The sequence below is a fragment of the Salinimicrobium terrae DSM 17865 genome (assembly GCF_000424665.1).
Lineage (GTDB): Bacteria > Bacteroidota > Bacteroidia > Flavobacteriales > Flavobacteriaceae > Salinimicrobium > Salinimicrobium terrae.
In genome coordinates this window covers 170,409-192,938 of sequence record NZ_AUKI01000011.1, presented here as the reverse complement: position 1 = coordinate 192,938, position 22,530 = coordinate 170,409, and the positions used below count along the sequence as shown (strand labels likewise).

23 protein-coding genes are annotated in these 22,530 nt (G+C 40.0%); 7 read left to right on the top strand and 16 right to left on the bottom strand.

Translation table 11 applies throughout. The annotated features are described in order from the left end of the window. The first annotated feature begins 31 nt into the window (after nt 1-31). Together metF and H148_RS17135 are read left to right on the top strand one after the other, a co-directional pair. Entirely contained in the window at nt 32-988 is a 957-nt protein-coding gene (gene metF, locus H148_RS0103415) for a methylenetetrahydrofolate reductase [NAD(P)H] (protein ID WP_029033544.1), read from the top strand. Nucleotides 989-1,181: 193 nt separating this feature from the next. Next, entirely contained in the window at nt 1,182-2,090 is a 909-nt protein-coding gene (locus H148_RS17135; protein ID WP_051286153.1) for a hypothetical protein, read from the top strand. Here H148_RS17135 and xth read toward each other — a convergent pair. The 5 genes from xth to xseA form a co-directional block, all read right to left on the bottom strand. Continuing rightward, the gene (xth, locus tag H148_RS0103405) at nt 2,057-2,833 is read right to left on the bottom strand and encodes an exodeoxyribonuclease III (RefSeq protein WP_029033543.1); all 777 of its coding nucleotides are present in this window, start codon (nt 2,831-2,833) and stop codon (nt 2,057-2,059) included. The two genes, H148_RS17135 and xth, sit on opposite strands and share 34 nt — an antisense overlap. Further along, nucleotides 2,830-3,996, bottom strand: coding sequence for a PQQ-dependent sugar dehydrogenase (locus tag H148_RS0103400; RefSeq protein ID WP_211222970.1), 1,167 nt, complete (start codon nt 3,994-3,996; stop codon nt 2,830-2,832). The genes xth and H148_RS0103400 overlap by 4 nt, the downstream gene beginning before the upstream one ends. Before the next feature lie 318 nt (nt 3,997-4,314). Further along, entirely contained in the window at nt 4,315-5,445 is a 1,131-nt protein-coding gene (locus H148_RS0103395; RefSeq protein ID WP_211222969.1) for a GAF domain-containing sensor histidine kinase, read from the bottom strand. Nucleotides 5,446-5,645: 200 nt separating this feature from the next. Further along, nucleotides 5,646-5,846 (bottom strand): exodeoxyribonuclease VII small subunit, encoded by a 201-nt coding sequence (gene xseB / locus H148_RS0103390; protein ID WP_029033540.1) that lies wholly within the window; start codon nt 5,844-5,846, stop codon nt 5,646-5,648. Beyond that, nucleotides 5,846-7,096: an exodeoxyribonuclease VII large subunit gene (gene xseA / locus H148_RS0103385; protein WP_029033539.1), complete on the bottom strand. Its 1,251-nt coding sequence runs from the start codon at nt 7,094-7,096 to the stop codon at nt 5,846-5,848. The genes xseB and xseA overlap by 1 nt, the downstream gene beginning before the upstream one ends. 189 nt (nt 7,097-7,285) lie before the next feature. Between xseA and H148_RS0103380 the strand changes: the two genes are divergently transcribed. Then, the gene (locus H148_RS0103380) at nt 7,286-8,368 is read left to right on the top strand and encodes an NADH:flavin oxidoreductase/NADH oxidase (RefSeq protein WP_037324575.1); all 1,083 of its coding nucleotides are present in this window, start codon (nt 7,286-7,288) and stop codon (nt 8,366-8,368) included. Between the two features lie 51 nt (nt 8,369-8,419). On the opposite strand, the gene H148_RS0103375 is transcribed toward H148_RS0103380, so the two are convergent. Then, entirely contained in the window at nt 8,420-8,776 is a 357-nt protein-coding gene (locus H148_RS0103375; RefSeq protein WP_029033537.1) for a phage holin family protein, read from the bottom strand. Between the two features lie 18 nt (nt 8,777-8,794). Beyond that, nucleotides 8,795-9,454: a flavodoxin family protein gene (locus H148_RS0103370; RefSeq protein ID WP_029033536.1), complete on the bottom strand. Its 660-nt coding sequence runs from the start codon at nt 9,452-9,454 to the stop codon at nt 8,795-8,797. A 291-nt stretch (nt 9,455-9,745) separates the two neighbouring features. Here H148_RS0103370 and ku point away from each other — a divergent pair, with 291 nt between their 5' ends. Both ku and ligD read left to right on the top strand, forming a co-directional pair. Next, nucleotides 9,746-10,525: a non-homologous end joining protein Ku gene (ku, locus tag H148_RS0103365; RefSeq protein WP_029033535.1), complete on the top strand. Its 780-nt coding sequence runs from the start codon at nt 9,746-9,748 to the stop codon at nt 10,523-10,525. Beyond that, nucleotides 10,526-12,949 (top strand): DNA ligase D, encoded by a 2,424-nt coding sequence (gene ligD / locus H148_RS0103360; protein WP_029033534.1) that lies wholly within the window; start codon nt 10,526-10,528, stop codon nt 12,947-12,949. A 3-nt stretch (nt 12,950-12,952) separates the two neighbouring features. On the opposite strand, the gene H148_RS0103355 is transcribed toward ligD, so the two are convergent. Further along, nucleotides 12,953-13,999, bottom strand: a complete 1,047-nt coding sequence (locus H148_RS0103355; RefSeq protein ID WP_029033533.1) for a helix-turn-helix domain-containing protein — start codon at nt 13,997-13,999, stop codon at nt 12,953-12,955. Nucleotides 14,000-14,230: 231 nt separating this feature from the next. Here H148_RS0103355 and H148_RS18940 point away from each other — a divergent pair, with 231 nt between their 5' ends. Together H148_RS18940 and H148_RS0103350 are read left to right on the top strand one after the other, a co-directional pair. Further along, nucleotides 14,231-14,353, top strand: a complete 123-nt coding sequence (locus H148_RS18940; RefSeq protein WP_281169091.1) for a hypothetical protein — start codon at nt 14,231-14,233, stop codon at nt 14,351-14,353. Nucleotides 14,354-14,426: 73 nt separating this feature from the next. Then, nucleotides 14,427-15,056 (top strand): NAD(P)H-dependent oxidoreductase, encoded by a 630-nt coding sequence (locus tag H148_RS0103350; RefSeq protein ID WP_029033532.1) that lies wholly within the window; start codon nt 14,427-14,429, stop codon nt 15,054-15,056. On the opposite strand, the gene ribB is transcribed toward H148_RS0103350, so the two are convergent. The 8 genes from ribB to H148_RS0103300 all read right to left on the bottom strand — a co-directional run bounded on the left by ribB (nt 15,053) and on the right by H148_RS0103300 (nt 22,521). After that, nucleotides 15,053-16,189, bottom strand: coding sequence for a 3,4-dihydroxy-2-butanone-4-phosphate synthase (gene ribB, locus H148_RS0103345; RefSeq protein ID WP_425414059.1), 1,137 nt, complete (start codon nt 16,187-16,189; stop codon nt 15,053-15,055). The genes H148_RS0103350 and ribB overlap by 4 nt on opposite strands. 31 nt (nt 16,190-16,220) lie before the next feature. After that, on the bottom strand, nt 16,221-17,672 hold the full coding sequence (locus H148_RS0103340; RefSeq protein WP_029033530.1) for an LptF/LptG family permease: 1,452 nt from the start codon (nt 17,670-17,672) through the stop codon (nt 16,221-16,223). Between the two features lie 6 nt (nt 17,673-17,678). Continuing rightward, nucleotides 17,679-18,323 carry an outer membrane lipoprotein periplasmic chaperone LolA1 gene (lolA1, locus tag H148_RS0103335; protein WP_029033529.1) on the bottom strand — a complete coding sequence of 215 codons (645 nt, stop codon included), beginning with the start codon at nt 18,321-18,323 and terminating at the stop codon, nt 17,679-17,681. Between the two features lie 16 nt (nt 18,324-18,339). Continuing rightward, on the bottom strand, nt 18,340-20,700 hold the full coding sequence (locus H148_RS0103330; protein WP_029033528.1) for an FtsK/SpoIIIE family DNA translocase: 2,361 nt from the start codon (nt 20,698-20,700) through the stop codon (nt 18,340-18,342). Between the two features lie 289 nt (nt 20,701-20,989). Next, complete coding sequence (locus H148_RS0103315; protein ID WP_029033527.1) at nt 20,990-21,349, bottom strand: diacylglycerol kinase; 360 nt, start codon at nt 21,347-21,349, stop codon at nt 20,990-20,992. Continuing rightward, nucleotides 21,349-21,849 carry a thiol peroxidase gene (tpx, locus tag H148_RS0103310; RefSeq protein WP_029033526.1) on the bottom strand — a complete coding sequence of 167 codons (501 nt, stop codon included), beginning with the start codon at nt 21,847-21,849 and terminating at the stop codon, nt 21,349-21,351. The genes H148_RS0103315 and tpx overlap by 1 nt, the downstream gene beginning before the upstream one ends. A 131-nt stretch (nt 21,850-21,980) precedes the next feature. After that, nucleotides 21,981-22,229, bottom strand: a complete 249-nt coding sequence (locus tag H148_RS0103305; RefSeq protein ID WP_029033525.1) for a DUF6952 family protein — start codon at nt 22,227-22,229, stop codon at nt 21,981-21,983. After that, entirely contained in the window at nt 22,210-22,521 is a 312-nt protein-coding gene (locus tag H148_RS0103300) for a thioredoxin family protein (protein WP_029033524.1), read from the bottom strand. The genes H148_RS0103305 and H148_RS0103300 overlap by 20 nt, the downstream gene beginning before the upstream one ends. Nucleotides 22,522-22,530: the final 9 nt, after the last annotated feature.

Sequence of the window (22,530 nt, the reverse complement as noted above, 5' to 3'; positions counted from 1 at the left end):
AAATCTTCAGAAAGATAGAATAATTTATAAAATGAAAATAACCGAACATTTAGCTGCTTCAAAGAATAAAACCGTTTTCTCTTTTGAAATTCTACCCCCTCTAAAAGGTCAAAATATTCAGTCAATTTTTAATGGAATTGATCCATTAATGGAATTTAATCCCCCCTTTATTGATGTTACCTATCACCGTGAGGAGTATGTTTATATAGAGCGGGCAAAGGGTCTGCTTGAAAAAAGAGTGGTACGTAAACGTCCCGGAACGGTAGGAATATGTGCAGCTATCCAGAGTAAATATAAAGTAGACGCAGTTCCACACATCTTATGCGGCGGATTTTCAAAAGAAGACACAGAAAATTTTCTTGTTGATCTCGATTTCCTGGGAATAAAAAATGTCATGGCACTTCGTGGAGATGCCGTTAAAAGTGAGATTTATTTTACTCCCGATCCTCAGGGGCACAACTACGCAAATGAATTAGTTGAACAAATAACCGACATGAATCGGGGGAAATTTCTGGATGAGGCTCTTGAAAACAGCCATAATACCGACTTCTGTGTTGGTGTGGCAGGTTATCCTGAAAAACACATGGAAGCGCCCAGTCTTGAAAAAGATATTCAGCGGCTTAAAGCTAAAATTGAGGCAGGGGCCGAATACGTGGTAACCCAAATGTTTTTCGACAACGAAAAATTTCTGAATTTTGAAAAGCGCTGCCGGGAAAGCGGAATAGAAGTTCCAATTATCCCCGGACTCAAACCCATTGCCACTAAAAAACAGCTCTCCCTCATCCCACACAGGTTCCACATAGACCTGCCAGATGAACTTACGCGGGAGGTGGAAAAATGTAAAGACAACAACGAGGTTCGCCAGGTAGGAATTGAATGGTGCATAAAACAGAGTAAAGAATTGGTTGCAGCCGGTACTCCGGTACTGCATTATTATTCTATGGGAAAGAGTTCTAATATTAAAGCAATTGCCTCAGAGATTTTTTAAATTAAAATTTAGGACAAAAAGAGGCGCCAAAAATGACATTTTTGACACCTCTTTTTTTGTTGTGTAATCTTTAAAAGAAGTTGTTTTCCCGGTACAGGTGGAAAATTTTTTCTCTCATTCATTAGATGATTTTTGTCAATATTTTTTTCCGGAAAGAATGCGAAATTGAGATGGTTTTTCAAACCTCTCAAAAATGAGAAATTTCAGGACAATTTCTGTTTTATCTGTACTAACCGCAATTTTTGGAGCGGTTGCAGCTGCTACCGGAATCTTTTATACTTCCGGAGGAGAATCATATCTCTACGAATCCATCAGGGGACAGGAAATTGAGATCTACGGCCGCGGACTTTACCAACACATGTCTTCTGAGGTTGCTGTACAGGGAATCGCTCATGATTACGTTATTCTGTTCCTTGGAGTTCCCGCTCTATTAATATCAACTTACCTTCTGAAAAAGGGAAATTTAGCGCGTATTTTATTTCATGCGGGACTTCTTAAATTTTTCTTTCTCACCTATCTTTTCTACATCAATATGGGAATGTACAATGCTATGTTCCTTGTTTATGTACTTGCCACTTCAACCTCTTTTTTTGCTCTTGCATTAAGCCTTACAAATGTGGATATCCAGAATATAAAAAGGAAGTTTCATTCCGGGCATTATAGAAAAATTATTGGTGGTTTTCTAATTCTTGTGTCTTCGGCTATTGGTCTGCTTTGGTTGCAAATAATTGTGACTCCGATACTCGATGGCAGTATAATTCCTCCATCAGTAGAACATTATACCAGCCTTACCGTGCAGGGACTTGACCTTTCCATCTTTTTACCTATAGCATTTGTTGGAGGATTTTTACTTATTAAGGATAGGAATTGGGGTTATTTAATGTCTGCTGTCACCCTGGTGTTTCTTTGTTTCCTGATGACTGCTCTGGTGGCTAAAATAATTGCGATGGCAATAACGGGAGTGAATGTAGTGCCGGTGATATTTGTAATACCCACATTTTTGGTCCTTTCAGTTATCTGCAGTTTTATGTTTTTCCGACGAATGAGGCCCGAACAAAAGGGGAGAACCTATTCTGCAAGTTCGATCCAGACCGGCACATGATCACTTGTTTTTTCCCAGCCTCTCACATCATGGTCAATTCCGGCAGCTTTTAACCGGTCATTAAGATCCGGACTTAGTAAAAAGTGGTCAATACGCAATCCTGCATTTCTTTGGTAAGCATTTCTAAAGTAATCAAAAAAAGTATAGATGGTTTCCTCGGGATAAATTTTCCGAATAGCATCTGTCCATCCTTGTGCCACGAGATTATGGAAAGCCTCCCGGACTTCCGGTCGAAAAAGGGCATCATTCACCCATCTTTCAGGTTTATAGACATCCTTTTCTGTAGGCATGACGTTGTAATCTCCGGTAAGTACAACGGGAACATCATGCTCCAGTAGCTCTTTGGCTCTTTTTGAAAGGCGTTCAAACCACCTTAATTTATAATCGAATTTTGGACCTGGAGCAGGATTTCCATTTGGGAGATAAAGGCAGCCAATCACAACGTCGTTTATAACTGCCTCCAAATAGCGGCTCTGTATATCTTCAGGATCTCCTTCCAGGCCCCGGCTCATTTCCTGGATCTCGAGATTTTCTTTTGCCAGTATAGCTACTCCGTTCCAGCGCTTTTGTCCATGCCAGATTGCCTTATACCCTGTTTTTTCAATCTCCGTCTTTGGAATTTTTTCATCCGGTGACTTTAATTCCTGAAGGCAAACGACATCTGGGCTAGATTCTTTCAGCCACCTAAGCACTACGGGGAGCCTTGCATTTATACCATTTACATTGTAAGTGGCTATTTTCACTGCAGGGGCTCAAGCTTAAGGATAAGACCATTGTCCTCATCTGTAAGTACCCACAGGTTACCGTCGGGTCCTTCTTCCACATCCCTTATTCTTTCATTCAGCGGAATACGTTCCACTTCTTCTGCCTGTCCATTGTTCACCTGTACTCTAACAAGACCGGAAGATGTAAGCCCGCCTATAAACATGCTTCCTTTCCATTCCGGAAAGCTGTCTCCATTGTAAAAGGCCATTCCCGATGGAGAAATTGTTGGTGTCCATACGATTTCGGCATCAGCAAACTCCGGTCGGGTAGTGGGATCGGGAATTTTGCTGCCATCATAGTTGTCACCCCAGCTCACCACGGGCCATCCATAATTGTTTCCGGCTTCGGCTATCTGTAGTTCATCTCCACCTAAGGGACCAAATTCGGCTATCCAAAGTTCCCCTGTTTCTGGATGAAGAGCTGCACTTTCTATATTTCTATGCCCGTAAGACCAAATCTCGTCAAGGGCATTTGGATGATCAAATGTTGGATTGGCTTCAGAAGCAGTTCCATCTTCATTCAGGCGGACTACCGTACCCAGATGACTGGAAAGATCTTGTGCGGGTTCAAACTTAAACCTTTCGGCAAGGGTGAGAAAAATATCATTTTCGGGAGTAAATACTATGCGTCCCCCAAAATGGTTGGGACCTTCAACCGCCGGTTCCATTTTAAAGATTGTTTCAAATCCCTCCAGCCGGTCATTCTGCAGTTTACCTCTTCCCAGGGCAGTTGTTGCCGTTCCATTTGGTCCGGGTTCAGAAAAGGAAACGTAGACCATCTGGTTCTCCTCAAAATCAGGATGAAGCGCTATGTCTAACATTCCGCCCTGGCCTTCTGAGAAAACTTCAGGGGCACCTTCTAATGGTTCTGAAACAATAGAATTCTTCAAAATGCGAATAGTTCCTGCACGCTCGGTGAATATTAGCCTTCCGTCAGGTAAAAAAGCCATTCCCCATGGGTGATTCAGGCCTTCAGCTACTTTTATAATTTTAACACCGCCGGCATCTGTCTTTACAGTACCCTTAATATTTTGAGCTACCGCTGCAATGCTGAATAGCAGCATTATAAAAATTGTGATTCCCAGGTTATGAAATTTGGGCAAATCATATGAAATTATCCTTGTTTGTATTTCCTTTTTCATGATATCTTTTTAATGGTACCTATGTAAGATATAAAGAGTTGATAGGCATACCAAAAGGCTTAGTAAACACTTAACAGAGGTTGTTTAAGGTTTCAGAATTTTTTGGTGAAAAAGGGTATATATGAACTTCCGCAGGTTAATAATTTTTGATTTTTTGTAGAGTCAAATATAGATGGCAGGAAGCAATTTTAATTTTTTTGAAGTATTCTAAAAATACCTGCAATCGAACCAAAACCGGAATGTACCTTGCATCAAGGCAAAACAAAAGTGGTCATAGAAAAGGGATGCTCAAAAATGACATTTTTGAGCCTGAATTTATTACGACTTTTGCTTCTTCAGGGGAATTTGTAAGGAAAATGTAGTTTCTTGTTCTGTTGATTTTACCTGGAGGGTTCCGTTGTGAGCTTTAGCAATTTCAGAGGCTATATAAAGACCAAGACCTAAACCTTTTTTATTTTCTCCATTGGGGTCTCTGTAAAATGGTTCAAAAAGATGAACCAGAGAATCTTCGGGAATCTTCTCTCCTTTGTTGGTCACCTTTAATACAAAATGATTTTTGGAAGTGACTGCAGTAACTTCCACCGGGGCCTTGAAATCGCCATGTTGGTCCGCATTACTCAATAAATTGCCGAAAAGTTGTCCAAGCCGGTCTTTATCACAGTACACTTCCTCTTCAAGCGCTATATTAAATATGATTTTTCTTTCGGCGGAATTGATTTTTATCTCATTGATCACCTTTTCAAACATGGTGACCAGGGTTCCATTATGGGATTTCCTGTTGAGGACTATACCTTCTCCCATCTTTCCTTTTGCAAAATCCAATACATTGTCAATAAGCGTTTGCATCCTGAAAGATGTAGATTTGATCATCGCTGCCTGCTTCTGCGTTAGTTCTTCTTTAGACATCTTAAGAAGAATGTCGGCACTCATTCGCACTGTAGCAATTGGATTTTTTAGGTCATGTCCCAGGATTGCAATGAACTGGTCGCGTAATTCAGCAACTTCCTGTTCCTCTTTTAGCTTTTCTTCGGCCCTGGTTATCTTATCCACGGCATCCAGATGAAAGGAAATAAGTTCGGCAAAAAGCTGAAACATTCCGGCAACTTCCGGAGTATTGATCTTTTGAGGACTAGCGTCTATGGCGCAGAGCGTTCCAAAAAACTCGCCATCTTTCCTGTAAAGAGGAACCGAAATGTAGCTTTGAATGTCGTAGATCTTTGGCGTATGATGATCGAAATAGGCCGGATCTTTTGAAACATCATCAATATATACCGCCTTCCTATGTTTCTGTACTTCGTGACAAATCGTAGTTTCTACTTTGAGTTCATCTCCCGGTTTTAGGCCAAAAGAAATTTGATCTTTTGCCGCGCAGGCGATCCAGCGATTATCGGTCACCCGAGCAATAGCCGCAAATCCCATATTTGTGGTACGACAAATTACATCCAGCAACTGGGGAATAATGGAGATTTGATTAACGGCAACTACATCGCCAGTAAAATCTTTTTTAATGATGGTCTCGATAAAGTAAGAAATTAAGTTTGTGAAAAACCAACTGGCAATTTACACTTTTTTAACATTATCTTCTAATTTATTTGTGTTAGACTTTTATTAATGTTATTTGATTACTATCAATAAAAATGGTTTTTAGACTATTTGTTATCAATTGTTTTTAGCGTTTCAAGAACGTTTTGTTCAGTTTTAAAAAGCTTTTCCCTGCACATTTTTAGAAGAAAAGAAGCCCGTTTTACTTTTGCATCCAACTCATCTATGCCAATTTCGGCAATTTCCATTTCCAGAACGATTTGTTGCAATTCGGTTAATGCCTCTGTATATGTAATTTTTGTTCCCATTATTTGTCGTTGATATTTTTAATCTCCGCGGAAGCTTTGCCCGAGAGGAATTCGGTTTCTACAAGGTCTCCCTCTGCTAAAAGGCTGGCATTGGTGATAACCTTTCCCTCTTTCCTGGTGATACTAAAACCTCTTTTGAGAATATTGGCCGGGGATAAATGTTCTACTGAAATGGCTATATTTTTTAATTCTGAACTTTCCTGTTTCAGCAAAGCCTTACTAGCTGAAAAGAGCATCTGTTGATAGAAGGAAAGGATATTTTTTTCCCTGTCAAGTGTTCTGCCGGCTAAAAATCCGAAGGAACTCGAAGCCTGTGACAGTTGCGTATGCTGTCTCTCAAAAAGCAGCATTGCGCCCGATTTTATTTTATGAGCACTCTCTTCAAGAGGTTGTGAAAAATTATGAAATTCCTGAAGTAGAAACTCCGCAATTTTAGTAGGCGTTATAAAACTTTTGTAACTAACCAGCTCACTAACGGTCTCGTTAGTGGAGTGGCCAATTCCCGTTAAGACAGGTAGCGGAAATATGGCAATTTCCTTCGCCAGGTTATAATTGTCATAACAGCTCAAGCCTATCTCGCCGCCGCCGCCTCTAATTATAGCAACTGCATCAAAGATCTTTTTATACTTCTTGATCTTTTTGAGCTGGGCATTGATAGTGGAAACTGCTCTTTCCCCTTGCAGAACAGCCGGGAAAAGTTTGTAGTGGAATTGATAACCCCAGGGATTACTGTCGATTACATTCAAAAAATCCTGGTATCCCTTGCTGCTCTCCACAGAAATAATGGCAAGGGTTTTTGGCAACTTTGGGAGGAGCGTATCTTTATTGGCTTCAAAAATGCCTTCGTCATTCAGTTTTTTTATAGCCTCGGCACGTTGTTTAGCCAGTTCCCCAAGAGTAAATTCTGGATCTATGTCCAAAATGTTCAAAGCGAGACCGTAAACCGAATGAAAAGTCACCGTCGCCTGGACAACTACAGTCATATCATCGCGAAGATCTTCATTTAAAACACTCCTAAACTTTTCATTGATTTTATCAAAGTTCGATTTCCAGATATTGCCGCGTAATTCCGCCACAATCTTACCATTACTTTTTTCAACAAGATCGGGGTAACAATGACCAGTATGAGGATAATGATTGAGTTTAACTATTTCAGCTTTTACCCATACCATCTTACTACAGTGCGTATTGATAACATTTTCAATTGCCAGAGTAAGTTTGGATAGAGGAAAGATTTGTTTAGTTGACATAGCTTGATCTTACGAGCTAAGATATTGTAAAATACGATGCCGAAAAATAATTGGTTCAAAAATGGCATTTGGACAACCTCTTCCAAAGCGTAATTAATTTAGCTGATTTGTAAATGTTGTTTTCTTATTAAAGCGGCCGGACTTCCCTTAGTGTTTTCATTATTTTTGAAAAAATTTGAAAAGGGAATTATGAGTAAAACCTCCCCACGGCTGTTTGAGCCACTTAAAATAAAATCTATTGAATTTAAGAACCGCATAGGGGTTTCACCTATGTGTATGTATAGCAGTAAAGACGGTTTTGCCAATAACTGGCATTTGGTCCACCTGGGAACACGTGCTACAGGAGGTGCAGGATTAGTAATTTCTGAAGCTACCGCGGTTTCACCCGAAGCCCGCATAACTCCCGACGATCTTGGAATATGGAAAGATGAACATATCGAAAAACTGAAGGAAATAACGGCATTTTTGGAAGATCAGGGGAGTGTGCCGGGAATTCAACTGGCTCATGCAGGTAGAAAAGCTTCAACCAGCAATCCCTGGACCGGTGGAAAATATCTTACTGAAGAGGAGGGAGGATGGGAACCGGTTGCTCCTTCGGCTATTCCATTTTTTGAAGAAAATCCTGCTCCTTTAGAACTTGATTCGACCGGAATTCAAAAGGTGATATCAGATTTTAGAGAGGCTTCAAAAAGGGCATTTTTAACAGGCTTTAAAGTTTTGGAAATTCACGCTGCCCACGGCTACTTATTGCATGAGTTTCTTTCACCACTTAGTAACCAAAGAGAAGATAGTTACGGAGGATCTTTTGAAAACCGTAGCAGACTTTTGCTGGAGGTGACAAGAGCAGTAAAAGAGGTCTGGCCAAATCATTTGCCATTGTTCGTGAGGATCTCAGCAACAGATTGGGCTGCAGGAGGCTGGAACGAAGAAGAATCCGTAAAACTTGCAAAGCTTCTAAAGCTGGAGGGAGTTGATCTTATTGATTGTTCTTCCGGGGGACTTGTGCCGAATGTTAGCATTCCTGTAACAAAGAAATACCAGGTGCCTTTTTCCGAAAAAATTAAATCTGAAGCCGGGGTTTTGTCGGCCGCAGTAGGTCTCATTACCACCCCTCAGGAAGCTGAAGAAGTGCTGGAAAAAGAGCAGGCAGATCTTATTCTGCTAGGCAGGGAATTATTGAGAAATCCCTACTTCCCTCTCGAAGCGGCTGCTGCCCTGGAGGCCGATATTAAATGGCCCAATCAATATTTGAGAGCAAAACCACGGAATTAAAAATAGTCCCGCCGGAGATTACGGCGGGACTACTCTTTAAAATTTCAATTTTTATAGAATTATCCAGTCTACCAGCGAACCTACAATGGCAATTATTATTGCCAGCCATAGAGAAGGCATAAATCCGTGAGTTTTGAAACCGCTACTAAGTTTATCTGCCAGTTCGATAATGATCGCATAAGCAATGATCCGGGTAATAAAACCAAGACCCAGGAAATAAAATATTCCAAGGGTGGCTACATTGAGTAGTACGGTGAGGATCCAACTCAAGAAAAAGCTTAGAACACCGATTAGAAGCGCAACAACAATGGCTGTTTTCCAGCCTTTAAGTTCTACTTTTGGTAACATTTTCGCTGCAATTAGAAGGACAGCGGCATCAATAATGACATGTATTAGCCAGTCAAGCATAATGGTTGGTTTTAATTATTATTCTTGGGTATCGCTTATTTTTTTTGCTTTTTTATTTAATTCGTTGACATTGGTCTGGTAGGGATTTTCCTTTAAGACCTTCGCAAGGTGGGCCATGTTGTAAACCATGTTGTACAGGTTACGGTTAGTAAAATAATGCCGGTCACCTTTTGCTTCAATATAGGCGGGGCCCGGTCCTGCTTTACCAACATAGTAGCTAAAAGCATTAACAGGTACGGTAAAACCATGTTCTGAAAGATCAAAGCAAATGCTGGAAATGGCTTTTTTGGCACCATCTTCATTTCCATCTACCATCACCCCTCCAACTTTATTGAAGGTTGGATACCGGCCTGTTTCTTCATCGGCTTCGTCCCAGATCCCGTCGAACCTTTCGGCCACCAATTTAGCAACAGCACTTCTGTCTCCTCTCCAAATTGGAGTGGCGATAATCATGATATCACTATCTTTTACTTTCTGAAGAATTGCCGGCCATTGGTCACCTTCCCCTTCGTCTGATGAGTTACCGAATTTCACATCGTGATCTACGACTCTAACTGTCTCTGTTTGCACATCAAGTTCTGCAAAGATCTTTTCTGCCTGTGTGATAAAGGCAGCCGTGTTCGAGGTTTCAGGGGATTTTTTAAGTGTACAGTTGAGAAATAGTGCTTTTAAAGCCATAATATGATCGTATTTTTTGCAGCACCAGTATTTGATGCCCGGATTTTAATATATTAAGGAATGTCTTTTTCAGTTTTACAGCATTTGGTTACCATAATGTGGTATCTCCATTTTCTAATTTAATTCCTTTTAGAGCTATAGCAAAAGGATTAAGAAAGCTTTAGAGATTTTTTTCTCAATTCTTAACGGAAAATTGAGACGACAGCGGCTACCGTTAACACAATGCTAATCCTTATGACTAAAGTTAAAATTTCAGGTATCTTGTAGGTAAACAATTAAAAACAGCAAATCATGAGGTCAATTTGGAACGGCTCGATAAGCTTCGGTCTGGTGACTATCCCTATAAAAATGTACTCGGGCAGTGAGGAAAGGAAACTCGATCTTGACATGCTCGACAAAAACGACCATGCCCGAATTAGATATAAAAGAGTGAATGAGGCAACCGGGGAGGAAGTGGAGTGGAAAGACATTGTTAAAGGTTACAAACAGGATGATTCTTATACCATTCTGGAAAAGGAAGACTTTGATAAGGCCAACATGAAAAAATCCCGCACTATTGATATTGAAGAATTCATTGAAGAGAAAGATGTGGCAGATGTTCTTTTTAAAAAGCCCTATTTCCTGGAGCCACAAAAGGATGGGGAAAAGTCCTATAACCTGCTTAAGGCGGCATTAAAGGATACCGGGAAACTGGGAGTTGCTACCTTTGTGATGCGTGCTAAAGAGAACCTCAGTCTTGTAGGAGTATATAAAGAAGCCCTGGTACTGCATGTGATTAGATTTTCCGATGAAATTCGTGATCCTTCAGAATTAAAACTTCCCGATACCAAAGTTTCTAAAAAGGAGATCGATATGGCAAAGTCCCTTATCGAACAATATACCGATGAATTTGATTTTGAAAAATATAAAGACGTATACAACGATCAACTGCTGAAAATAATTAAGGCCAAGGCCGGAGGCAAAAAGTCAAAAGCTGAAAAATTTGAGTCTAAGGCCACTCCTGCTACAGATCTTATGGCTCAATTAAAAGCAAGTCTTGATAAAAAGAAGAAAAAAAGTAAAGCATCCTAGATGGCACTGGATGAATATATCAAAAAACGGAATTTCTCTGAAACTCCCGAACCCGATGCTAAATTTGAAAAGAATAGAGGTCGGCTGCGATTTGTAATTCAGAGGCACCGGGCGACGCGCCTGCACTATGATTTGCGACTTGAAATGGAAGGGGTTTTAAAGAGCTGGGCTGTACCAAAAGGTCCTTCCATGAATCCCGGAGATAAGCGGCTGGCCATTAAGACCGAAGATCATCCTATTAAATACCTCAGCTTTCACGGTACGATCCCAAAAGGAAATTATGGGGCAGGGGAGATGAGCATTTGGGATGAAGGAACCTACGAACCTGCGGGAGGTGGTGACGAAAAAGATCTTCTAAAAATGCTAAAAAAAGGAGACCTGAAAATCACATTTTCGGGAACCAAGATCAAAGGAACTTTTGCTCTAGTCCACACCCGAAGAGAAGGGGAAAAAGATAACCAATGGCTGTTGATTAAAAAGAGCGATGACTTCTCTACAGATCTTTCCTACGATGCCGAAAACCTGAGTGAACATGCTGCTTCAGAAAAGGTGAAGAAGCTGGAGGTAACAGAACTTATTAAACCCATGCTGGCCACCAAAGCTCCGGAGATCTTTAACAAAGCAAACTGGATTTATGAACTCAAATGGGATGGTTATCGTGCCGTTGCCAATATTCAAAAGGGTAAAGTCGATCTTTATTCCCGGAACGGGATCTCTTTTAAAACAAAATTTAAGGAAATTCATGAGCAGTTAAAAAATATACCTCATGATGTTATACTAGATGGGGAAATAGTGGCCTTGAATGAAGCAGGAATGCCCGTTTTTCAAAAACTTCAGAATTACCAGAATGAACCTTCAGGAGAATTGCGTTTTTATGTTTTCGACCTCCTGTATCTAAATGGCCACAATACAATGGACCTTCCGCTCACGGAGCGAAAAAGTCTGCTTCCGGAGATTATTGAAAATGTTCCGCAGGTATTTTACTGTGATCATGTGGAGAGCATGGGAAAGGCCTTTTTCGAACAGGCAGTGGAAATGGGAATGGAGGGTGTAATTGCCAAAAAAGCAGATTCTAAATATTCTCCCGGCACCCGAAGCGACAAATGGCTCAAAATAAAAGCCTTTGAGAGCCAGGAGGCACTTATTTGCGGTTACACGGACTCGGACACCGGTGGAGCTTTTGGATCTCTCATTTTGGGGATGCACAGAAATGAGGAGCTGGTCTATATTGGGAACTGCGGAACAGGATTCAGCGACCAGGACAAAAAGGATCTTTTTGAAAAATTCAAACCTTTAATAACAGAAGAACGATTATTTAAGAAGAAGGTCAATTTAAAAGGGAGAGTGCCCACCTGGCTCGACCCGGAACTTATTTGTGAGGTTCAATTTTCTGAATGGACAAATAGTGGTCATATGAGACATCCTTCTTTTAAAGGGTTGCGGATGGACAAGATCCCACGGGAAGTGACTAAGGAGAAAACAGTAAAAGTACCTAAACAAAAGCCTTCAAAAAAAAAGGAAGGTGATTCGCTTGAAATTGGAGGAATTTCTGTCCCTATTAGCAACCTCGATAAGCTGTACTGGCCCGAATCGGGGCTTCGGAAATATGATCTCATAGAATACTATTTGCAGGTAGCAGACAGTATTTTGCCGTTTCTGAAGGACCGACCTCAAAATTTACACCGTCATCCCAATGGAATTCTCGAAGAAGGATTCTATCAAAAGGACACGGCAGGAATCTTTCCGCACTGGCTGGATTCTACTAAGGTATTTTCAAAACATAACAATAGGGAAATCGAGTACATAATGTGCCAGAACGAGGCCAGCTTAATTTACATGGCCAACCTTGGTTGTATTGAAATAAATCCGTGGAATTCCAGGGTCCAGAATCTTCTTCAACCAGACTTTACTGTTATAGACATAGACCCTTCAGAAAAAACCACTTTTGAGCAGGTAATTGAAGTAGCGCAGGTGGCTAAAGAAATTCTGGATAAGGCCGGGATTGAAGGATATCCCAAAACTTCCGGCTCCAGCGGAATCCATGTTTACATACCTCTGGGTGCAAAATACACCTATGATGAAGCTCGTGACTTCACTAAAATCCTTTGCTATTTTATACAGGAGCATCTTCCGGCACTGACTTCAATGGAGCGGAATGTGAAAAAAAGAAAAGGAAAGATCTACCTGGACTTTTTGCAGAACCGCAAAGGACAAACCCTGGCAGCACCCTACTGCGCCAGACCTAAGCCCGGTGCAACAGTTTCGGCACCCCTGGAATGGAAGGAGGTAAAAAAAGGATTAAATATGAAAGATTTTACAATTAAGACAATGCCGTCAAGAATTGAAAAGAAACCTCACCTTTTTAAACCGGTACTGGGAAAGGGCATTGATATTGAAAAAGCCCTTGAAACTTTGTCCGGTTAAAATTTAGTCTTCCTCATTTTTGTCATCCCCTTCACTTTCAGGGAACTTCTGGTTAAGAAAATATTTTGGACTCACCCCGTATTTTTCCTTAAAGATCTTGGAAAAATAACTTCGATTGTTGAGGCCAATTTGCCCTACAATCTGAGAAATATTATGGTCTGTCCCGCTCAACATCTCCTTTGCGGCTTCCAGTTTTACCTGTTGGATATATTTGTTGACAGTTAAATCGAACAAATATTTAAATCCTTCCTGTAATTTATTCACGTTTGTACCTACCTCCTTTGCCAGATGGTCTACAGAATAATTCTGGTTAAGATCCTGATTGATTATTTCAACCGCTCTTTTTACTTTTTCAACATCACTTCTTCTAAGCAAGACAGCTTTATTTCCGTTCTCCTGATCATCATTGAACTGGCTAATTTGTTTAGCCAGCATTTCGTAGGCTTTACTCTCCAGAAAAATAGAGCGTAAAAAACCGGAGTTTTCTTTATTAGCTATGGTTTCAACAGTATCGGCTGACTGGATACTGTAGTTTCCCTGATAAAAAAATAATTCCTCGGCCACGTCATCCTGGAATAATTGCTGTAACCTGGGGTCAAGATCCTTATAATCTGAATTTTTCCTTTTGTTGAATTCCGCTCTTATGATCTCCAGACTAAATACGTGGCAGGTCTCATTCGCCTTAAATAACAGCACATGCCCATTATGTCCACTGCTCGAAACTATTATATTCTGGTAAGTATCTATGTTGTGAATTTTCATATCTTCTTCGAAAGCATGTCTAACTCTGCCTTGCGAACAAAAGATGAATTTTAATGGATGGGTTTTGTTAATGGTGAAATGTATGGACAGATCCTTGAAGAAGGTGACATTATATTCTATAACCCCGACTCCCCAGGTAAAGCTTGTTCCTCTTATAAAGCCCTTTCCTAAATTTTCGGGCAGCTCCAGTGTTAATTCTCCGCCATCTCTTTGAATTGGTGACTTAAATTGCTTTGATAAACTTTCAATGATCTCTTCAACCGGAAGAGTTTTTACGAAAATTTCCATTGTACGAGATTTAATCTATTGATTTTTAAATTTTTTATCTTAAAAATCAGGTTTTTTTATTAAGATGTTTGACAAATCTAAAATCTTATAGGTCAAACTTATATTTTTTTTGAAGATACTTTAATTAAAGTTGTGTTATAGATTGTATAAGTTGTGTCAATAACGGTAATCTTTAACAGCCTTTTAAGGTAGTTTTGACGATTGGGACCATTGGGTCTCTAACCTTCTAATATGCTAATATTCTATTTGATGTTGGGTCTTGAAATTCTGGTGGTCTTGATCGTTAGTGGATTTTTGATCCGAAAGGTCTATGATCTTTATCGGGATCGAAGAGAGCGTAAGCGCAACGCTTAAATTAGTTTCTTCAGCTTTTTCAGTTATTTGCAGCCTCTCTTTGTGTGGCGTATCTTTGTGAAAATTTTAAGCAATGAATAGTATAACCGCTTTACAGTGGCGCTATGCGGTAAAACAGTTTGATCCCGATAAAATACTTGCAGTAGAGAAGATTAATGTGCTGAAAAAAGCATTTAATCTTACTGCTACCTCGTATGGCCTGCAGCCTCTTAGATTGGTCCTGGTCCAGGATAAAAGGATTCAGGAAAAACTAATGAAAGCCTCCTTTAACCAGAAGCAAATTGGCACAGCCTCTCATGTACTGGTTATTTGTATAGAGAATACTGTAGACAAGGATTTTATTGAAAACCATTTTAGAATGGTTCAGGATATACGGAAAACACCCGATGAAATCCTGCATTCTTTTAGAGAATCGTTAATAGGAGACTTTGAACAAAAGCCGGTTGATGAGGTAAAGATATGGGCTACCCATCAGGCATATCTGGTATTGGGTACTTTACTTACTGTTTGTGCAGTAGAAGAAATTGATTCATGTCCTATGGAAGGTTTTGAACCAAAAAAATATAACACGATCTTGGAGCTGGAAAAGCACAAACTGGAGGCCGTCCTTGCCTTACCGGTAGGATATCGTTCAGATGATGATTTTTTTGCCTCCTTAAAAAAGGTAAGAAGACCACTTCAGGAAACAGTGATCGAGATCTAGTAATTCACATACTCGATAATTTCGAGACCGTATCCAATCATTCCAACCCGCTTGGTCTGTTTGCTGTTGGACAGGAGACGAAGTTTATGAATCTCAAGATCATGTAATATTTGAGCTCCAATTCCAAAATCTTTTGAATCCATAACCAATGGCGGAGCTTTCAATTCCCCCTTTTTTTGGCGGTCTTTTAGTTCTCCCAGCCTCTTGAGCAGATTAAGAGACTGGCTTTCCTGATTAATAAAAACTATAGCCCCTTTTCCTTCCTCATTAATGGCTTTGAACATATAATCAAGCTTTTTATCGGCATCATTAGTTAAGGTGCCTAAAATGTCATTATTAACAAGGGTTGAATTCATTCTTACCAGGACAGGATCTGAAGATTTCCAGGCGCCTTTTGTAAGAGCAATGTGCACTTGCTTATTCGTAGTTTGTTCATATGCTCTTAATCTAAAACTTCCAAAGCGGGTAGTGATATCGAAATCTTCTTTTTTTATTATGAGGGAATCGTGCTGCATCCTGTAAGCCACCAGGTCTTCTATAGAGACGATTTTAAGATCAAATTTTTCTGCTACCTGGAGAAGTTGAGGGAGCCGTGCCATGGTCCCGTCTTCGTTCATGATCTCCACAATTACCCCGGCAGGAGGAAAACCTGCTAACCTGGCGAAATCTATAGCTGCTTCGGTATGTCCCGTTCGTCTTAAAACGCCACCTTCTTTGGCTTTAAGCGGAAAAATGTGCCCCGGCCTGCTTAGATCGAATGGTCTTGTCTCCGAATCTATTAAAGCTTTTATGGTCTCGGCCCTGTCTGATGCCGATATTCCTGTGGTGACTCCATTCCCTTTGAAATCTACAGAGATGGTGAAGGCAGTCTCCATGGGATCTGTACTGTTGCCCACCATCATTTCCAGTTGTAGCTCTTTACATCGTTTTTCGGTAAGGGGAGCACAAATAAGTCCGCGACCGTGCGTCGCCATAAAATTTATCATTTGTGGTGTCACCTTAGAGGCTGCAGCCAAAAAATCTCCTTCATTTTCGCGATCCTCATCATCAACAACAATAATTACCTTTCCGGCCCTAATGTCATCAATAGCTTCTTTTATAGTATGTAAACGGAAGGATTTTTCCTTACTCATGGCTTGCATTTGCTTATTGCCGGCAAAGATATTAATCCTTTTCGGAACGGCCCATAATCTGTGTTCTTTTCAGAAGCCTCTTAATTGGCTCAAAGAGAATGCTAAAGCTAAATAAACCTTGATCTGTAGTTGCTCTATAGGTTAGGAAAATACCAAGCGGAAGCATAATGAGAGTAGAAAGCCAGGTACCAAGAAATGGACTTATTTTACCCTCCTCGGCGCTGTTCTTGGCAAAGATCCCAATAAAGTGATAAGTAAGAAAAAGAAGAACTGCTATCACCATAGGCAGTCCCATTCCTCCTTTTCTAATGATGGCCCCCAGGGGAGCTCCTACAAAAAACAGAACAATACAGGCTACAGCAAAAACATACTTTTCATGTAGGGCAATTTCAAATTTATTTAACCTTTTGGATGCGATTACCAGTTCTGTCTGTTTATTATTGACAGTTACCAATGCTCCGTTCACATTGCCGAGAGCCAGATTGACAATTTGAGATGCCTCGTGTGTCTCGTATAAAGGTAAAATGCCATTTTCCGGGTGTACAATTGTATCTTCAACGGGATCACCTTCGTTCTTAAGGTTCTCAATACCTGTACGATGATACATGTTTCGGGAAAAAATTTCAAGCTCCCGATTATAAGAAGTTGAAAAAGAATCTATGGTTCGGTTAAGCTCAGAGACCTTTAACATGTTATGAGAGTTGCTGTACCTTTCCTCATCAAGATCCACATCATTAAATCCTGACAGGTCCATATTGATCACATACTCTTCAAAATAGCTTTTTGCAAAGGGCTTTTTCATTCGGTCCCGAGGGGATGTGGACATGATTTCATCGTAGTAATTACCATCTTTGAGCACCAAACTCAGAATATTGGATCCTGTACTTCCTACCAACTCACCTTCAGTAGCTTTTATTACCGTGAAATTTCCCTGCCGGCGCTCATTCTTCTTATGAATTATTACGTCGTGAAGATATTGATCTTTTTCTCCCGACTTTTTATCTACTTTAATATTAATCTGCCCCAGGTCATTAAATACGCCTTCAGAAATAACCATGGCAGGTTTTAACTGGGCTATATTTTTTCTAAGGTTTATGGATTTATATTCGGCAGCAGGAATTACGTTGTTTGCAAACAGAAATGCAGTAACGCTCACCAGCAAGATGAACACAGTTAAGGAACGCATTGCTCGCTGTAAAGAAATTCCTGCGGATTTCATCGCGGCAAATTCATAATTTTCTGCAAAACTACCGAAAGTCATTATGGAAGTTAGCAGAATACTTAATGGTAAGACCAGTGGTACCAGCTTGGGACTAAAATAGAGCAGAAATTTAAAAATGATCTCGAGATCGAGATCCTTACCTGCCAGTTCCCCAATGTACAACCAGATGGTTTGCAACACGAATATGAACATAAGTATTACAAAAACCGAAAAAAAAGTTTTTAGGTAACTGGTAAGTATGTACCGGTCTAATATTTTCAATTATTCTTAATCTAACCTGTTAATGTAGTAGTCTTTGTACCTGTCTTCTTTAAAATTGAACAAGGTTTGTGGCAGGGGTTGATTGGTTTTGAAGCTGTTCACAGTAATTGTGACCTTGGTACCATTCTCCTGAGTTTGAATAAGGTTGTAAATGTGCTTTGTTTGCTTATCAATTCCAAGGAGAATCTCTTTAATCTCGGCATTAGAATTAATAGGCGTAAGCCTAACATATTGAATTTTACGTCCTTTAAAATCCTTGACAGGACCTAGTTCAGATTTATATCCATTATTGTAAAATGTCAACATTTTTGATGGACTAATATCCTGGTCTACCTGGGGGTTATAGGATGAGATATTGATCTCTTCATCTTCAGGAATAATAGTATACAATTTCTCTCCATCAAAGAGACGGGTAGTTCCCATGATGTTAAGAAGATATTTTTCTCCTTCCAGACTTACATCTCCCCGGGTTTCATGTTTTACATTATCTGCAGTATTTTCTAAGGCATATTTAAATTCAATAATAATGTTGTCGTAAGACTCCACCTTGGAAGATACTTCGTCGAGTAACTGTTTCGCCTCCTTTAAAGACTGGGCATTTACTCCCATAAGAGTCATAAATGCTACTGCTACTAAAACTAATTTTTTCATCTTTTTAATAATTGTTCTATTCATCATTCAACAGCTGGTTAAGACTTTCAATATCCTGTACCAATACCTGTCGTGCTTTACTGCCTTCAAAAGGTCCAACTACGCCGGCGGCCTCCAATTGATCGATGATCCTTCCTGCCCGGTTATATCCTAATTTCAATTTTCTCTGAAGCAAGGAAGCCGAACCCTGTTGTGCAATAACAATGACTTCGGCGGCTTCGCGAAAGAGTTTGTCCCGATCGCTTACATCAATATCAAGAGATGTGCCACTTTCCTCTCCACTATACTCCGGCAAATGATAAGCATCGGCATAAGCTTTTTGTGAACCAATATATTCGGTGATCTTGTCCACCTCAGGAGTGTCTACAAAAGCACATTGAAGCCTTAGAAGAGTATTTCCCTGGGTGAAAAGCATATCTCCCTTTCCTATCAATTGATCGGCACCCTGACTGTCTAAAATGGTGCGCGAGTCAATCTTTGAGGTAACTCTGAAGGCAATCCTCGCCGGGAAATTTGCTTTTATTATACCCGTAATAACATTAACCGACGGCCTTTGAGTAGCAATAATTAAATGGATACCAATAGCTCTTGCGAGCTGAGCCAGCCTTGCAATGGGTGCTTCAACTTCTTTCCCTGCCGTCATGATGAGATCGGCAAACTCGTCTACCACCAGAACAATGTATGGCAGGAACTTGTGACCATTTTCAGGATTTAATTTCCGTGCTTTAAATTTCGTGTTATATTCCTTAATATTTCTCACCATTGCATCCTTAAGCAACTCGTACCGGTTGTCCATTTCGATACAGAGGGAATTAAGAGTATTGATTACTTTGGTGTTATCGGTAATAATAGCCTCTTCGGTGTCCGGTAGTTTGGCCAGGTAGTGTCTTTCGATTTTATTAAAGAGCGTCAATTCCACCTTTTTTGGATCTACCAGAATAAATTTAACTTCGGCGGGATGTTTACTGTAAAGCAGGGAAGTAAGAATAGCATTAAGTCCAACAGATTTCCCTTGTCCTGTAGCTCCTGCCATGAGCAGGTGAGGCATTTTTGCGAGGTCAACTACAAAGGTTTCATTAGAGATAGTTTTTCCCAGGGCCATGGGTAATTCCATTTCGGCATTTTGAAAACGGGGAGAGGCGATTACGCTTCTCATAGAAACCATAGTGGCATTTTTGTTAGGAACTTCGATCCCGATAGTTCCTTTACCCGGAATGGGGGCAATAATTCTTATTCCCAGAGCCGAGAGCGAAAGAGCAATATCATCTTCAAGGCTCTTGATTTTTGAAATCCGTATTCCTGCTTCGGGAATGATTTCGTAAAGTGTTACAGTGGGACCAACGGTTGCCTTAATCTGAGCGATGTCAATTTTATAGTTTTTAAGGGTATCAACAATTTTATTCTTATTCTCCTCAAGTTCTTCCTGATCTATTGTAATTCCCCCGCCGTTGGCATTGTGGTCCTTCAAGAGTTCAATAGTCGGGAATTGATAATTTTTTAATTCAAGCGTAGGATCAAATTCCCCGTAATCTTCAACAGCTTTTCGACTTCGGCTATCATCCACCTCTTCTTCCTCGGCAGCGGTTTCCACTTCCATGGCAACATCATTGGGATTTTCTTCTGAACGTATGACTACCTTTTCGGGTGCAGGTTGAGAAACCTTGGGTTTTTCAGTCTCCAGTGTTACCGGCTGTGGGTGTGAAACAGACTGGGTTTCTTCCGAAGGTTTTTGCACTTTAATATCTTCAGCAACAGAAGAAGTTTTGAAATCTTCAGAAATATCTTTTTTGGTTCTTTTAAAGACTGAAATTAATTTCTCCGGAGTGAGTTTTAGCCTTATTACAATGTAAACTATTAAGAAAAAAGTCAATAAAAGTACCGTACCTGTAAACCCAAGATAATCCTGCAGGTAATCATTCATTTCGTAACCCACGGTACCACCCAGAAGTGCATTGGAAGCAGCAAAAAATCCAAGGAAGATCGATAGCCATATCATCACCATCATACCCCAGAACCAAAACCGGAACAATGGTTTCTTATTTAAGCTCATAAAATAGTAAATCCCGGTGGTAATTATTAAAAAGGCAAAGGCAAAGGCTGCAACCCCAAAACCTTCGTAGATAAAGAAATTACTTATAGCTGCTCCAAATTTGCTGAGTAGATTTTTAGTTTCTACCTGGCGATTTTCAAGTTGCGTTAGCGTACTTTGATCTGCCTGCCAATTGAAAAGAAAAGAGGTGAAAGCGATCAAAAGGGCAAGACCAAAGAAGATCAAAAAACTTCCCAGGATCACCTTTCCCCTGGGAGAAAGTTTAAACGAGGACTTCGAAAATGTGGATTTTGAAGAAGATTTTTTGACAGCTTTTCTTTTAGCCATGACAGAACTGAAGGTTTGGGGGCAAAAATACAAATTAGTGCAAGCTAATATAAAGAAAAGGATAAATCTATTTCACAGAAGAATTAAGGGTATTTTAAAGCAATGAATATTAGTGCCTGAATTTTAAAAAAACTTATTTTTAGAGCCATCGTTTTTCAAATACAAAGAATTTTATACATCACTTTAATTGGGAATGGAGCTTTTTTGCAATACAATTCTACAGGTTTCAACTTTTGGTGCACAAACCAACGGTGATCTGGAAAAATCTGTCTGGAACTTTATTCAGTAGTTAAAAAATATAGGGAAGATAGATAATGAGGCCAATGATGACGGCAACAATTGCTGCGAAGAAAACAGCTCCTGCCGCCACGTCCTTAATACGTCCAATTTTCACGTGAAAATCGGCATGGACAAAATCGGCAATATTCTCTACTGCCGTGTTAAGACCTTCGGAAGCCATTACTAGGCCAATAGCCAGGATCTGCAACATCCATTCTGTGGAAGTAATTTCAAAATAGAATCCGGCAATGGTTACAAAAATGGCTATTACAAACTGGACCTGGATACTGGGCTCATGCCTAAGTAATAGCCATGCGCCTTTTATTGCATAACCACCCCCTTTAATACGGCCGGTAATAAAATCATACATTACACCAGAGGTTTAAGAGCCTCCAGGTAATCTGGCTCCTGTCCAATCTCTTTTACCTGTTCGGTATACAGGATCTTTCCATTCTCGTCCAGCACAATTACCACTCTTGATAATAGTCCTTCCAGAGGACCATCAATAATTTCCAGACCATAATCTTTTCCAAAGTTACGCTCCCTGAAATCAGAAAGATTAACGACATTTTCAACTCCATTATCCTTAATAAACCTTTCCTGAGCAAAAGGAAGGTCTCTGGAGATATTCAGGACTACAACATTATCCAGGTCGGCCGCTCTTTCACTGAAATTGTTTACTGAAGTTGCGCAGACATTGGTGTCTATGCTTGGAAAAATATTCATGATCACTCGCTTTCCTTTAAAATCCTGAAGGGTGGCTACGCTTAAATCTGACTTCAATAATTCGAAATGTGGTGCTCTTTCTCCTTTTTCTGGTAGGTGACCGTAAGTCGTTACAGATTTCCCGTTGTGCGTTATTTGTGACATATTCAGCTTTCTTCGTTTGGTGAGTTACTAAAATTAAAATTTTAGAGCTGGTATTTTACTAAAATTGTCATAAAACAAAATGGCTGGCCCAAAAACATGAGCCAGCCATTTAATATAAATAAATGTGCGTATTACTTATCTATAGAACTTAGCACTTTCTTCATGAAGTTGTTTGCCGCATCTCTTTCGGGCATCCCTTCATCAATCATCTTTTGAACCTCGAGGGCACCACAAATATTACTGATCAATTCACCCACTACATCCATTTCTTCATCACTTACTGACCTGTGGTCACAAAAAGACTCCAAAACTTCAAGTGTGTGTTCAAGTTTTTCCTGATCGTTGTTCTTTTGCAGATGTCTAATTACTGGTAACTTCATTAACTAGGTCTTTTAAAAGTTCAAATTTATTGGTCTGCACCTGGTCTACCAATTTTCCATTTTTAAAGGCTGCAAATGTTGGCAGGTTGTCAACTTTGGCCATTTTTCTGGACTCAGGATATTTTTCGGCATCTACCAGGAGAAAAGTTGCATCTTCATTTTCGGCAGCAAGTTTTTTAAATTTAGGTTTCATTACCCTGCAATTTCCACACCAGCCGGCCATGTACTGTACGACAACAGTATCATTTTCAGCAACTACTTCTGCCAGATTATCGTTAGTCAATTCTCTCATTTCAATCTA